The following is a 14,443-nucleotide window of genomic DNA, read 5'->3' on the forward strand; positions in this document are numbered from 1 at the left end:
AAGCAAACTATATCAGACAATGGAAAACCTAAAGGAATTAGGTTTGTCTATTAATGAAGATCTTATTCAAGAGGCAAATGAGTTAGAAGAAGAAATTATCAAGAAAGAGATTCTTCCGGTGTTAAGCAAAACAATAGAGCCGGCTTTGCAACCTGTAAAGCGTGAACTTGTTTTAGTTGTGGATTATGTGCCGGAACAGCCCCTGAGCGTTCATCTTAGCCGTAAGCGTAACTTTGCAGCGGAGTTGACGGATGCCAAGGAGATGGTGCTCGATCCGGAGGTAACACATCGGAATAATGGTTCTCGTCTGGATGAAAAGATAGAAAGAGGTCCGACAAGAGATATGACGGTTGTTTTTCCTGACGGAACTATAATAGCGGAGAAAACTGCTGTTGAAACACTTATAAATGTTGTCAAAAAAATAGGAGTGGCTGAGGTTCGCAAGGTGGTGGAAGAGTATAATCTCAAATTCTGCAAAGTACCCGTAATTTCAAACCGAAGGGATGCAAAGTACGGTAAAAGTCAGAAAGAATTGGGTGGAGGATGGTTATTGATTACCCATAGCAACAATCGTATGAAAAAGGCTTTTATCGAGAATGTTTCTGAAGTTTTACATCTCGGAATAAAGGTCACCTTAAAAGAATAAGAGAGCTATGGCAAAAAATATAGAAATACGAAATAGTACAGCAGAGTTCCTGATTTTTCAAATTGAGGGAAAAGAAAATGGAGTGCAGGTAATGTATCAAAATGAAACTATCTGGTGTACACAGAAAGCTATGGCGCAATTATTTGACTGCTCCACAGATAATGTCGGACTTCACTTGAAAAATATATATGAAAGTGGAGAGTTGGTACAAGTGGTAACAACCGAGTATTTCTCGGTTGTTCAGGTGGAAGGTGAACGTCAAGTAAATCGTAAGTTGAAATTCTATAATCTTGATGCTATCATTAGTGTTGGCTATCGGGTTAATAGTACTCGTGCCACACAGTTCCGGCAATGGTGTACATATGTGCTTCGCCAGTTTGCTATTCGTGGATATGTGATAGACAAGAAACGAATGGAGAATGGCTCGTTTATCGGAGAGGATTATTTTGAACATTTGCTTGCCGAAATTAGGGAGATAAGGTTGAGTGAACGACGCTTTTATCAGAAACTCACTGATATATATGCCACCAGTATTGATTATAATGTCAATGCACCAACTACGCGTGCATTTTTCAAAAAGGTTCAGAACAAGATGCATTATGCGGTGCACGGTCATACGGCTGCCGAGCTGATTGTTGATAGAGCCAATGCGGAACGAGAACACATGGGACTGACTACATGGGAGAAAGGTCCGCAGGGGAAGATAGTAAAAACGGATGTGTCCATTGCCAAAAACTATTTGCGAGAAAACGAATTGGAAGCAATGGGCAGGATTGTGAATGCGTTTCTTGATATAGCAGAAAATATGGCTAAACGTCACATTCCAATGACAATGGAAGATTGGGCAAAGCGTATTGACAAATTCATTGATGTGGCAGACCTCCCGATATTACAAGATAACGGAAACGTGTCAGCCGAATTTGCCAAAGAGTTCGCAGAAACAGAGTTTGAAAAGTACAGGGTTATTCAAGACCAACTGTTTCAATCCGACTTTGACCGATTCAGCGATGGTAATTCTCCCCCTTTGGATATTGATTGAATGATATAGAGTAAAAAGCAACGAGTTTCAATCCTGATTTTCAGGTTTAAGACTCGTCGCTTTGTAGTAATCTGCTATTTGGGCTTGTTCAATACTTTCGAAAGAAGTATCATTATGGTAATTCCAGCCGTAGCAATCAGAATAGTCCATAAAGCAGCCTTCCAAATCAATGCCGAGTGTAAAATCTCGACATTTGCTATTATGATGCTGGCGAAAAAAGAAGAGAGGGCAACCAGTATTATAATTGTGATGTAGAATGCGGTAGCCGGGATATGGATGGCATTGTCGGCTTTCTTCATTCTTCGCTCGGCTTCCTTGCATTTGCTCTCAATCTGACCAAGAAAATTGCAGAGAAGTGTGGCTCCAAATTCAACTGCCAACTTATGCATTTCTTCAGAAATAATAGGTTTGCACTCACGTATAGAACCGGACAGATTTTCAACTTCTGTTCTCAGCTTATATACATTGTTATTCAGGCTGGCAAGTTCCTTGGCATTTACATCGAGTAGTCGTTTTTCTTCTTCCAGATATTCATTCTTGGGAGTGGTTTTTATGGATTCCACTTCACTCATTTCTGCGGAAAAATCAAATTTCTTTTTCATGGGCTTAGCGTTTTAATCTTGTTTTCGGCTTTTTTCCTATTAAGCGGCTGGCAGCACGAGCGCATCTGCGAGCCCATTGTAAATCGTCTTCGTCCTTGTCTCTCCACGGAAGATCGCTTTGCGAACCTCCGCCACTACCTCCAGTCGCTACATTTGGCGTATCAAGCAGTCCGACAAATATAGCTACAGCCATATCGGTAAGTTCTTGACAGTTGGCAATAAACCTGTAATCAAACTCGTCATTGAAACAGTCAAGTACTTTTTCCGGGATATAGAATTTGTAATCCTTTCCTTCATGACTGAGGGTATAGGAAATCATATCCTGACAATCTGTGAGATATTGGGTATAGTCAATAGGAGCAACCTTATGTATCGCTGCCTGTTGAACGGTTTGGGGAGTATTATTTCTAATGACGGTAGCTGGCTGATGGTGCAGTTTCTTCCATGTCGCAGGAAGTTTCGAGACCATCAGGTTCCTGCCGATTCCCAATTCTGAAGCCTTGTATTTGGTGTTTCCATTCATGAGGGCATATCCACGAAGAATACCTTTCTTGTCCTCTCTTTCATGGACGGTATAACCTTTCCGTATAAGAGCATTCTTGTACTCATCCCATGACCACGATGGCATTGCTTTCAATACATTCATGCAGTCTCGGTTCACTTGTGGCATGTTGCGATTTCGGACTTGTGCCGCAGTCGTCCAGCCTCGTTTTTTTGCCACTCGCTCGGCAGCACGTTGCGCACGAAGATGAATGTTGTGGTCGTTGTTGATATTGCCGTCTTCATCCAAACGGCAAACCGCGGCATGAAGGTGGGGAACTTCGCCTTTAGATTCCGTATGAAGCCAAACCGAGTATTTGCTACCCGCCAAATTGGTCGGACGGGAACGGACTTTTCCATCCTTGCCGGTAATCACCAGTTTGTCGAACTCCTCGGCGAATTCCTGCCAAAGATTTTGCCAATCTTCGATGTCATAGAATTGGGTATGCTCAGGCGATGGACTCAACTCTATTCTGATTATGGAATTCTTTATAGGCCGATATTGGGATAGGGTCAACTGCATGGAGTTCCATATTCCCATAGCGTCCGGTTCTGAGGGTAACAGATTGTCCAATACCCGATAGATTTTCTCCGGATGCTTTTTATGCTGTGATTCGCCGGTAATGTAACGGATGTCGTTTATACCGTGCGATATGGCTTTGGCTTTTGCAATCATTCTTCTTCGGATTTTGGGTTAGACGGAGTTTTATTCTTCTCTTTTACTGCACTCAGGAACTGGCAGACACTTTCGGCTACATTGCCTAATTCTTTCAGCCAGCCCACCATAAACGGAATCTGATTGAACATTGCCATGCGCTGCTTTGTGGACATTCCGTGTAGGGCGGAGGTGTATTTTACGAGGTCTGACCGACAATCGTCCAGATTCTGCAACAGTGCTGCTTCTTCTTTCGTAAGCCTCGCTTTGGGTTTGAAGTTATAGGCACACGACAATAGGTAATCGCTTACAGTCATGCCACATTGTCCGGCCAGTGATTTTATATGTTCCTTCTGAGTAGGAGTGACTTTCGCTCCGATGAAGACGTTTCTGGTTTCTTTCGAAGAGTCCGATGTATTTACAATATTTTCTTTCATTTGAATCGTTTTATAATGGTTGAATAGGTGCGAGCTTGCGAGTACCACACCGGCGAGGGAACTGAGCAAGCGAGAGTGCCAATGTACAACCGTAACGCAGTGAGGTTATACATTGGCATATCTCGCAACAGTTACCTGTTGATGCTTCACGGCAAGCCATATCGGATGCGTATAGTGAACTGGCACTCGGATCGGAAACATAGGATGATATGAGCCTCTAAAAGAGGGGAGAATATGAATATCTCACATGATGTCTTCCTGCCGACTTTGCTTTATTCTTATATATACGCCCCGACAATAAAGTAAAGTTGAACTCAATAATGGTATTCTGGATTGAAGGCATAATCTTTCCCTTCTTTTATAACCATTTGTTTGTCGCTTAGCAATGTTGCGACCTTTACCGCCTTGTTATAACCGAGTTTTATACCCTGTAATCCGTAACCCTCTTTCAAGCGTTCTATATAATCATCGTAATTGCTGATGTTTCCATTGGCAAAAACGGCATCCAATGCTGGACGATGTACATTCTTTGGAATCTCCTTGTCCGGATCGAACGGTCCTTTGGTTGGTCGTCCGGTCTTCTTCTTTTTGGGCAGATAGGACTCTACCGATTCGGGCATGGCTTCCTCGTTTATGCGGAAAGCGAAAGGTTCAAACTCATGGTCACGGATATGGACGGCTTCGACCACGCTTACAGTCTTGTCCTCTTTGTCCACTTCGATCTGCATGATGGTTTCCGCTTTGTTGTTGAGTTCCGTGCCGATGTGACCACGGGCATGTTCATCATTCTTGTTCTGATGCAAGACGGTATGGATATGGATTTGCCTGTCATCCGTCCACTGCATGAATTTGGAGATGATGTCGGTAGATTCGCTGGAGGAGTTGATGTCGTAAAGGAAATCACGAATGCCATCTATGATGACCAATCCCAAATCCGGTATTGTGCCAATGGCCTGTTCGACTATCGCCAGACGTAGTTTAGGGGAAAACTTGCGCAGAGCCAGCATAATCAGATTATCCGGATTCTTGTATTCCGGCAAGTCGGCCAAACGTAAGATGCGTTTCAATACCTGTTGGCAATGATACCGCCCCTGCTCTGTGTCTATATATAGAATCTTCCGCTTATTCTCAGGGAACATAGACCGGTAATGAAGAACGGTGCTGCCACTCAATGCCGATGCGACAATGGCTGAAACGTTGAAAGTTTTCTTGCTTTTGGCTTTCCCGATGGAAGCGCTGAAGTTTCCCAATGTTCCGATAACAGTATCGTCCACCATCAGAACCACCGGGGAGTGTTCGTATGTACTTGTTACGCTTATTGTTGACTCCGCCATATAAGCGACCAATTCTTCCGGAGAAAGAATAATAGTGTCCGTCTTTTCCATCGCTACCAGTTTTTAGAGTTCGGTTTACGGCGATGGGAGGCGAGCAAGGACTCATTCTCGTCCTCGAAACTTTGCGGAACCGGATTCTTCCGGGAAGATTCCAGCCATCTATCCAGTTCGTCACGATAGATGTAGAGATGCTTTCCTTGTTTTATAACCGGAATATCGTCCTTCTTGACCTTGTAATAAAAGGTCGACAACGGCATTTTAAGATAGTTGCAAGCCTCCTGTACGGTCATGGGGACGTGCGTGTTCTCTTTGGTTTCGTACTGCTTGGAAAGTTTCTCCGTAAGCAGGCTTTCCATACTTGCGATTCTGTCGCATAGTTCGCCTACCACAGTCGGCAGGTCGTTGAATGTCAGTTGGTCTTTTTCCATATTATGACTATTTTAATCGTTTAACATGCTGCGAACCAACTCAATGAAACCTTGCAGAACAATACAGACCGGATTAATTATTTCGTCTGCATACTTTTTTTTATTGCGAGTCATCATTATCTACATCTAAATGGAAGCGATAGTCGCCTTTATCTGGTACATCAATGGGAATCTGGCTTGGAACATTATCCCGTAAATTGAGTCTGAGATATTCAAGGGTCGCGTTTACGAGTTCGTATGGAAATGATTTCTTGATAAAAACGGCTCTTTTCGCTAAGGGCACTCCCAAGCGTTCACCGACATTCCATGCCAAATGGCGAAGCCCAGGCGACCTCAGCGGATTGTCTATATTGGAACGAATCGGTTTATATGATTCAGGTTGATCGTAAGCCATATACTCTATATTGAAAATAAGGGTGGCAATATCCTCTTTGGAGAGATAGGGGGCAGTCTTGACGGTTACATATTCCCGAATCGCATCCATAATTTCCACTTGCCTTTCAATCTCTTTCTTTTTTAGTTCCACCAATATGGAATCATATTTATTCAAATGAGAATCTTGTGGACAATCAGAGTTTACTGTATTTGGATTCGACAGTTGGGACGGAAAAGACTCCTGTTCAGGCAAATCCATCGGTTGCTCGATGGTCAGTATTTCAGTGGCATCTATAGATTCTATGGCGTTCTCTGATTCTACAATAGGGGTAGATGGCTCGCCCAAAGAGAAGTTGATAGGATTTTTTGTCAGCCATTTATAGAAAAAATTGTGCAGGAGCCCGCACAATATGATAGCTATTACCAGTCCAAGGATGACAGGAGTCGTTATGCGCATGATATTGATGTCATGGCAAAGGAAAAGATAAGTATCTATGGCCGCATAAATGATAACGGACAGTGCGAGGATAAAACTTATCTTTTTAGTCTGAATTTGTTTTTTATTCGTCATGGTCTGCAAGTATTTGGAATCGTTTTGCGCTAAAGATATAATCGATGTTCCAGATAGTTGCAATAAAAAGACTGATAGTTACCACGTATCATGCTAAATATCACGGTCAGAGTATGATTTTTCACATAAAATCATACTCTGACCGCAGAAATCGAGGACGAAACGGCTGTCAGTCTTTCCTTGTCAAAGTAATCTTTTTGCTGGCTTCACGTTTGTTGGCATCCACGACTTTGATATACCTTTGCGTGGTGGTGATACTCTTGTGCGCCATGATGCTCTGTATGGTACGGATGTCCGTCCCGGCAGCTGCTTGTAGCGTTGCAAATGTTCTCCGGTACGAGTGAAATGTTATGTTCTTGGTAATTCCGGCAGAACGAATCCATTCTTTCATCGGTATTTGTGTCCAACTACGCATAAGTCCCTTGAATACCAAACCTTTCTTTTCAGAACTATAGCCTATCAATCCCAATGCTTCTTCGCTGATGGGAATGATGTCTTCCGCTTTGTTCTTCTGCGTAATGATGTGTACGCATTTCCCACCAGCAGAATAGTCCACGATGTCTTCCCAACATAGCGAGAGAATGTCACTGATACGCAAGCTGGTCATACAGGAAAACAGCGATGCCGTTTTCAGAATAGGCTTCTTACAAGGTGTCTCGGCCAATTTGTACAGTTCCTCAACAGACAGGGCCTCTTTCATTACATCTTCTGTCTCTATCTTTTCCAAGAAGTCATTGACATTGGTCTTTATCATCCCATTACGGTAGAGTATTTTCAGGAAACCTCTGAAAGTAGACCAATATCCTGATGCGGAGTTCCGTGTGATACGTCCGTTACGCCTTAGCTTCTTGGCACTCAGCAGATATTCCCGAAACTTGTTACAGAGGTCGATGTCAATCTCTTCAAAGGTGCATTTGCCATGTACGAAGTTATTGAAATGCAGATAGACAAACTCCCATTTCTGGTCATGCTTACGGAGCTGCTTGCGATAATACTCCAGAAAGTCTGCCTTGAGTTTGTACTTGTCAAAGAAGTCATACCGTTCATTGACTACCGACTCGAACCTGCGGCAACGGATGGCTTCGGCTTTCTCGGTCATTACCTCGTTGAAATTCTGTTCACGTTTGTTCCTCGGATTGGCATAGATATAAATACCAAGCGATTCATGACGGATAACTTTCATTGTCTCTTTGTCTCGATACCCCGGATAATAATCCAGATAGAAAGACATCATCCTGCCTTTTAGCGGACGTGTCCTTAATGTCACAGTCTTGCATTCATGCATAATGTTATATTTTTATGGTTATTATTAATTCGTCGGCGAAACTCTATAATGTAGTCATGCAGATTACCTACAGCAGGGATTAATTTTTGAATAATTTGCGGATAGCCATAAATTAGACTATTTGCGGACACCCATTACCCGGTCAAACTCCACTTTCAGGAATCTGACGAACCGTCCGTTCTTCTCCCGGTTGATCTGATGGAATTGCAGAATACCGTAAACCGAATCACGAGAGAGTTTGAATTTCTCCATCGCCTCCTTGACGGTGTAGTATTCCGCCTTGCTCTCCTGTTCGGAACTCTTCGAGAGGTCGAAGTGGAGCTTTGAGTAGAATATCTGCCCATGCTCTTTCTTGGAGGGAATGTTGTTCCGATACACTTGCGAACGGATGGCGACACGTGTCATACCGTACTTCTCCTGAATCTCTTCCGGTGTGTACCATTCAGTAAGGTCGGAATCTACCTCGTATTTGGCAAAGGCAGCATCGATATGTTTCTTGCTGTAATAGTTGAACTGGCGGATTCTCACTTTCGGCACTTTATGTTGCCGAGTGTAAGTCCACACCCATTTGGCGTTGACCTTATATTTTTCCGCAATCTCTTCGGCTGTGTAATACTCGGAGATGTTGAAGTCGTTTTTCGCAACCAGTCGTTCGTAAGGTTTGCTTTTGAGCATTAACTCTATGTCTGCACGCCTTACCAAAGCCATTCTTCCGCTAATTCGGGATGCTCTAAGTTTATCCTCTTTGACTAATTTATAAATGTACTGACGGCTCACGCCCATCAATCGGGCAGCCTGCGAAAAAGTGAAATATTCCTGCTTCTCCAAACTGGAGCGCAACTCCTGCATTTCCTGAATGTGGCGCAGTTCCATTTTGCGCTCCTTGATACGATGTTTGTAACCTCGCTTCGAGCATTGAGGGCTACAATAACAGGTCGTTGTTTTCTGTGCAATGAACGGTTTTCCACACCATTGACAAATTCTCTTTACTTCCATATTTCCTATATCATTTTCTCTGTTTTTTAATTTCCCTTTTTGTCTACACATGTAAACCATTGTCAACACACGTCAACTAATGCGTCATTGTGACATTCGGGCTAACCGTGAATTTCTGTCGCGGTAGAAATATGATAGAAAAATATGGATAAAAACCGTTATCTCCAAATACGGACTGGAAAGTGTTAAAACAGAAAAGTCACTGATACACAGTGACTTTATTCTAAATGATTATAGTTGGTTACGGCTGTTTACAAGCTATCATTTGCCTATGCAAAAATGTTGAAAGATATTTTGAAGCACCATATCATTCGTAACCTCCCCCGCTATGTCCGAAATAAAGAAGATGCACTCTCGTATGTCTTGCGAAAGAAAATCCCCGGAAATCTGCGAATCAAGTCCGTTTTGTACTCTATGAATAGCTTTCAAAGCTTTGTTTAAAGCTTCGTAATGTCTTACGTTTGTCACAATAATATCATTCTGTGTCACTGTAGGCAAGTGTGCAGCATCAATAAGCATTTTTTGTAGCTCACTTGTATTCTTCCGTTGTTTGGCCGAGATGAAAATAGATTCCGTAGATTCTTTGGGGAAGTCTTTTAATAAAGATAATACATTCTCTTTCTGTTTATCTTCAATCAAATCAGTCTTATTGAATACAACAATCAAATGTTTTCCTTCACAACGTGGAATTATTTTCTCCGATAACTGTTCAATTTGAGAAGCGGCATTCACAGCATCTACCATCCAAAGAACAATCTCCGCCTGATCCAACTTCTGAAAAGTACGTTCAATACCCAAACTTTCAATCGTGTCATTGGTTTCTCGGATTCCGGCGGTATCAATGAACCGGAAAGTGATTCCTCCGATATTGACAGTATCTTCGATTACATCACGTGTTGTCCCGTGAATATCACTGACAATGGCTTTATCCTCATTCAATAATACATTCAGTAAAGTCGATTTTCCGGCATTTGTTTCACCGATGATAGCTACGGGAACACCATTCTTAATGGCGTTGCCGACACTAAATGAATGAGCCAACCGCGAAATGACCTGTTCAATTTCATCTGCCAGTTTCCTTAATGCCGAACGATCGGCAAATTCCACATCCTCTTCGCTGAAATCCAACTCCAATTCAATCATGGAAGTGAAATTCAACAACTTGTTGCGTAGATCTGTCAGCTCTTTACTGAATCCACCCCGCATCTGGCTCATTGCCAATCGGTGAGTGGCAGCAGATGAAGAAGCAATCAAGTCCGCCACAGCTTCTGCCTGACTTAAATCCATCTTTCCATTGAGGAAAGCACGTTGTGTATATTCTCCCGGCTGGGCCATGCGGCAACCGTTTTTAATAAGCAACTGCATCACCTGTTGAAGAATATAAGTGGAACCATGACACGTGATTTCCGTGCTGTCTTCTCCCGTATATGAATGAGGAGCACGGAAAAGGCTGACGAGCACTTCATCAATCATCTCGTCTTCGTCATAAATACGCCCGAATGTCAAAGTATATGGTTTTTGTTCGCTCAATAATTTGCCAGCTTTGGCTGGCTTGAAGATGCTGCCGGTAATAGAAATAGCTTCCGGACCGGAAACGCGGATGCTTCCGATAGCACCGCCTTGAGCGGTAGCGATGGCACAGATAGTATCTTGAATCATTCTTTTTTCTTTTTGGATGAGCAAAGATAATTGTTTCTAAGTAAAAAACAGAAAATTGAGCACAACTTGTGCTTTATTTGTTTATATTTGCTGCCGTGCAGTGGTACACCAAACAAAATAAAACAATAATGCTTATGGAACCAGCGATTAATTTATATTCTTCCAATGAAAAGAGTGAACTCATACGGGAGAACTCACAAGAAATACTTTCTGTCCTTGCAGCTCATCAAATAGCTTTGTGGGAATATGATATCATTACGGGCAAATGCTCCTTTTCAAACGATTATTTTTTTACACTGGGATTAAAGGATGCCGGGATCATTTTTGAAGATATAGATGATTTCTATCGGTTTATTCATCCGGAAGATATTGAATTCTATAAACAAGCCTTTGCAGAAATGCTTTCATCAGACTCTAAGACCTCACAAATTAGAGTTCGTTGTATAAGTGAACAAGGGAAAGTAATTTGGCTGGAAGATCATTTTCTGTCTTACAAAGAGAGTTGCGAAAGTCATCCGGGTAAACTGCTGGCATATACGGTGAACGTCACTTCACAATGCGAAAAGGAGCAACATATCAAATATCTGGAAGAGTATAATCGCAAAATAATTGAAGCATTGCCGGAATTCATTTTTATTTTTGATGATAATTTCTTTATTACCGATGTCCTGATGGCACCGGGAACGATATTGCTTCACCCTGTGGAAGTGCTACGCGGAGCAGATGGACGATCTATTTATTCACCGGAGGTTAGCGACTTGTTTATTTGTAACATTAGGGAATGTTTGCGTGATGGTGAGTTGAAGGAAATAGAATATCCGCTTGAAGTGGATGGAAGTCTGCATTATTTTCAGGCACGTATCGCCCCCTTTGAAGGAAACAGGGTACTTGCCTTGATACATGACATCGGAGACCGGATTCAGCGTTCGCAGGAATTGATCGAAGCTAAACGTCGTGCGGAAGATGCTGATAAAATGAAGTCGGTCTTTTTAGCTAATATGAGCCATGAAATTCGTACTCCGTTGAATGCTATTGTTGGTTTTTCGGAGATTATCGCAGTGACAGAAAGTGAAGAAGAGAAAATGGAGTATCTGGAAATTATTCAGAAAAACAGTAACTTGTTATTACAGTTAATCAATGATATTTTAGACCTTTCCCGTATTGAATCCGGCAAATCGGAAATGCATTTCCAGCAGGTTGAGATTGCAGGACTAGTGGAAGAAGTGGAAAAAGTGCACCAGCTGAAGATGAAGTCGAATGTAGAATTGAAAGTGATTCGTCCCGAAGGAGAATACTGGACTTCTACTGATCGTAACCGTGTGATGCAGGTATTGTTCAATTTCTTGTCGAACGCGATTAAAAATACGGAAAAGGGAAGTATAACTTTAGGCTTGAAACATGAAGGACCCTGGCTGAAACTGTATGTCAGCGATACGGGTTGCGGTATATCCAAAGAGAAACTCCCTCAAATTTTCACCCGGTTTGAGAAACTGAATGATTTTGTGCAAGGCACCGGATTAGGGCTTTCAATTTGTAAAAGCATTGTAGAACGACTGGGCGGCCGTATCGAGGTAACTTCAGAATTGGGGCAGGGGAGTACGTTTGCACTCTATTTGCCTTATCAGGAAGTACCGAAAGAAGTTGCTGAAAGAAGCCTCTCACATAAGAAGAACGTCGATGAGGATAAACGTAAAAAGATATTAGTGGTAGAAGACATTGAGTCGAACTTTGTCCAACTTAATATTCTTCTGAATAAGGAATATATTATTTCATGGGTACGCAACGGACAGGAAGCCATCAATAGTTTTATCCGCGAAAAGCCGGATTTGATTCTGATGGATATTCGTATGCCGATCATGGACGGTATTCAAGCCACTGAAAAGATCCGTACTATTTCTCTGACTGTGCCTATTATTGCAGTGACCGCGTATGCTTTCTATACTGAACAGCAACAGGCTATTCAGGCAGGATGCAACGCTGTTATCTCAAAGCCCTATTCTTTGGAAAGGTTGAAAGAGACAATAGAATCTTATATCGGATAATTAATTTTCTAAAAGAGAACTAACATTCTGAATGTTGTAGTGTTATTTATTATATAGTAGTAACATTATAATATATTAGAATATGGAGAAAGTGAAAAAGATAGTCCTTATCGGGGCAAGCGGCTTTGTGGGCTCTGCCCTTCTGAATGAAGCATTGAATCGTGGTTTCGAGGTTACGGCAGTGGTTCGTCATCCGGAAAAGATAAAGATAGAGAATGAAAATCTGAAAGTGGTGAAAGCCGATGTCTCCGCGCTTGATGAAGTGGCTGCCGTTTGTAAGGGTGCAGATGCTGTTATTAGTGCATTCAATCCGGGATGGAATAATCCTGATATATACGATGAAACAATCAAAGTTTATCTGACCATTATTGATGGAGTGAAGAAAGCGGGTGTTAATCGTTTTTTGATGGTGGGCGGTGCCGGTTCTTTGTTTATCGCTCCGGGCTTGCGTCTGATGGATTCCGGTGAAGTACCCGAAAATATATTGCCGGGAGTGAAAGCTCTAGGAGAGTTCTATCTGAACTTTTTAAAGAAAGAAAAGGAAATAGACTGGGTATTTTTCTCTCCGGCAGCGGATATGCGTCCGGGAGTACGTACAGGACGTTATCGGTTGGGAAAAGATGATATGATTGTAGATATTGTAGGAAACAGCCATATCTCTGTTGAAGATTATGCCGCCGCCATGATTGATGAACTGGAATATCCGAAACACCACCAGGAGAGATTTACGATTGGTTATTAATAAAAAAACAATGGCTTGAATCCACACATATTATCAGTGAAAGATTCAAGCCATTATACCTTCTTTTAATTGCAATTTTATTCTTTCGATTACAATTTAATTCTCCTGAATATAGATTTATATCCTGTCAAGTACTGTCTTAATCAGCGTATCGATTGTATTCTTATATCCGGTGTTGGCCTCTTTGATAAGTCGGTTGGCTATCACCATGCAGACGGTCATTGCCTTGTGTCCCATCAACCGGCTAAGTCCTGCCAAAGCCGAACTTTCCATTTCGAAGTTGGTAATTTTGTAACCTTTATATTCGAACGCTTCAATCTTATCATTCTGTTTCGGGTCTGCTAACGGGATACGAAGTTCACGTCCTTGAGGACCGAAGAAACCTCCGGCAGCGATTGTCACTCCACGTACCATGTCATCTTTGGCGATCCGGTCGATCAATTCTTCACTGGCATCAATGACGTAAGGAGCAGGAGCGCACATATTTCCCGACCAACCCATGTGATTGAGGAAAGCACGTTCGAAAGGCAAATCGCATACGGCATTACGTCCGGCATAGAAATTCAGTAATCCGTCGAAACCGATGGACTTTTGCGAACATACAAAAGTTCCGACAGGCGTATTGGGTTGCAGACCGCCACATGTGCCGATACGCACTAATTCCAGTTGGCGGAACTGATCCTTTTCTTCGCGGGTGACAAAGTCGATATTGGCGAGTGCATCTAATTCATTCATTACGATGTCGATGTTATCGCAACCGATTCCTGTAGAGACTACCGTAATCCGTTTACCTTTATAAGTACCCGTGATGGTTTTGAATTCGCGGCTTTCCACTTCACATTCTTTGTTTTCGAAATGAGAAGCTACGAGTGCTACACGTCCGGGGTCACCTACCAGGATTACTTTATCTGCCAACCATTCGGGTTTTACGTGAAGATGGAATACTGAACCGTCTTCATTGATTATCAATTCAGAGGATGGAAAGTACTTTTTCATGTCATTGAAAGGTTTTAGTTTTATAATAGGATTGTATCTATAAATAGAAACGCCGGAACCGGATTTAAGTTCAGAAGAAGTCTCTTTCTTTTTCCA

General features: G+C 42.2%; 14 protein-coding genes. 4 read left to right on the forward strand and 10 right to left on the reverse strand.

Translation table 11 applies throughout. The annotated features are described in order from the left end of the window. The first annotated feature begins 19 nt into the window (after positions 1-19). Both DXA54_RS04750 and DXA54_RS04755 read left to right on the forward strand, forming a co-directional pair. Positions 20-646: a hypothetical protein gene (locus DXA54_RS04750; protein WP_229038336.1), complete on the forward strand. Its 627-nt coding sequence runs from the start codon at positions 20-22 to the stop codon at positions 644-646. Positions 647-653: 7 nt separating this feature from the next. Continuing rightward, positions 654-1,685 carry a virulence RhuM family protein gene (locus DXA54_RS04755; RefSeq protein ID WP_010992337.1) on the forward strand — a complete coding sequence of 344 codons (1,032 nt, stop codon included), beginning with the start codon at positions 654-656 and terminating at the stop codon, positions 1,683-1,685. A 74-nt stretch (positions 1,686-1,759) separates the two neighbouring features. Here DXA54_RS04755 and DXA54_RS04760 read toward each other — a convergent pair whose 3' ends face one another. The 9 genes from DXA54_RS04760 to mnmE form a co-directional block, all read right to left on the reverse strand. Beyond that, positions 1,760-2,287, reverse strand: a complete 528-nt coding sequence (locus DXA54_RS04760; protein WP_010992338.1) for a hypothetical protein — start codon at positions 2,285-2,287, stop codon at positions 1,760-1,762. A gap of 4 nt (positions 2,288-2,291) precedes the next feature. Further along, positions 2,292-3,503 (reverse strand): hypothetical protein, encoded by a 1,212-nt coding sequence (locus DXA54_RS04765; RefSeq protein ID WP_010992339.1) that lies wholly within the window; start codon positions 3,501-3,503, stop codon positions 2,292-2,294. Then, positions 3,500-3,919 (reverse strand): plasmid mobilization protein, encoded by a 420-nt coding sequence (locus DXA54_RS04770; protein WP_010992340.1) that lies wholly within the window; start codon positions 3,917-3,919, stop codon positions 3,500-3,502. The genes DXA54_RS04765 and DXA54_RS04770 overlap by 4 nt, the downstream gene beginning before the upstream one ends. A gap of 314 nt (positions 3,920-4,233) precedes the next feature. Then, the gene (locus tag DXA54_RS04775; RefSeq protein WP_010992341.1) at positions 4,234-5,304 is read right to left on the reverse strand and encodes an AAA family ATPase; all 1,071 of its coding nucleotides are present in this window, start codon (positions 5,302-5,304) and stop codon (positions 4,234-4,236) included. A gap of 2 nt (positions 5,305-5,306) precedes the next feature. Then, positions 5,307-5,681 (reverse strand): helix-turn-helix domain-containing protein, encoded by a 375-nt coding sequence (locus DXA54_RS04780; RefSeq protein ID WP_010992342.1) that lies wholly within the window; start codon positions 5,679-5,681, stop codon positions 5,307-5,309. Positions 5,682-5,781: 100 nt separating this feature from the next. Continuing rightward, on the reverse strand, positions 5,782-6,627 hold the full coding sequence (locus tag DXA54_RS04785; RefSeq protein WP_041926182.1) for a hypothetical protein: 846 nt from the start codon (positions 6,625-6,627) through the stop codon (positions 5,782-5,784). A 169-nt stretch (positions 6,628-6,796) separates the two neighbouring features. Beyond that, entirely contained in the window at positions 6,797-7,912 is a 1,116-nt protein-coding gene (locus DXA54_RS04790; protein WP_010992344.1) for a tyrosine-type recombinase/integrase, read from the reverse strand. A gap of 117 nt (positions 7,913-8,029) precedes the next feature. Beyond that, positions 8,030-8,908, reverse strand: coding sequence for a helix-turn-helix domain-containing protein (locus DXA54_RS04795; RefSeq protein WP_010992345.1), 879 nt, complete (start codon positions 8,906-8,908; stop codon positions 8,030-8,032). Positions 8,909-9,169: 261 nt separating this feature from the next. Further along, a complete protein-coding gene (mnmE, locus tag DXA54_RS04800) occupies positions 9,170-10,567 on the reverse strand; it encodes a tRNA uridine-5-carboxymethylaminomethyl(34) synthesis GTPase MnmE (protein WP_120079040.1) in 1,398 nt (465 codons plus the stop codon). 134 nt (positions 10,568-10,701) lie between these two features. Between mnmE and DXA54_RS04805 the strand changes: the two genes are divergently transcribed. Both DXA54_RS04805 and DXA54_RS04810 read left to right on the forward strand, forming a co-directional pair. Then, positions 10,702-12,609: a PAS domain-containing hybrid sensor histidine kinase/response regulator gene (locus DXA54_RS04805; protein ID WP_120079051.1), complete on the forward strand. Its 1,908-nt coding sequence runs from the start codon at positions 10,702-10,704 to the stop codon at positions 12,607-12,609. A gap of 82 nt (positions 12,610-12,691) precedes the next feature. After that, the gene (locus tag DXA54_RS04810) at positions 12,692-13,351 is read left to right on the forward strand and encodes an NAD(P)-dependent oxidoreductase (protein ID WP_004302018.1); all 660 of its coding nucleotides are present in this window, start codon (positions 12,692-12,694) and stop codon (positions 13,349-13,351) included. Between the two features lie 117 nt (positions 13,352-13,468). Here the strand turns inward: DXA54_RS04810 and DXA54_RS04815 are convergent, their stop codons facing one another. After that, positions 13,469-14,347, reverse strand: a complete 879-nt coding sequence (locus DXA54_RS04815; RefSeq protein ID WP_004302019.1) for a nucleoside phosphorylase — start codon at positions 14,345-14,347, stop codon at positions 13,469-13,471. Positions 14,348-14,443 lie beyond the last annotated feature (96 nt).

It is taken from the genome of Bacteroides sp. OF03-11BH (genome assembly GCF_003604005.1).
GTDB classification, from domain to species: Bacteria; Bacteroidota; Bacteroidia; order Bacteroidales; family Bacteroidaceae; genus Bacteroides; species Bacteroides ovatus.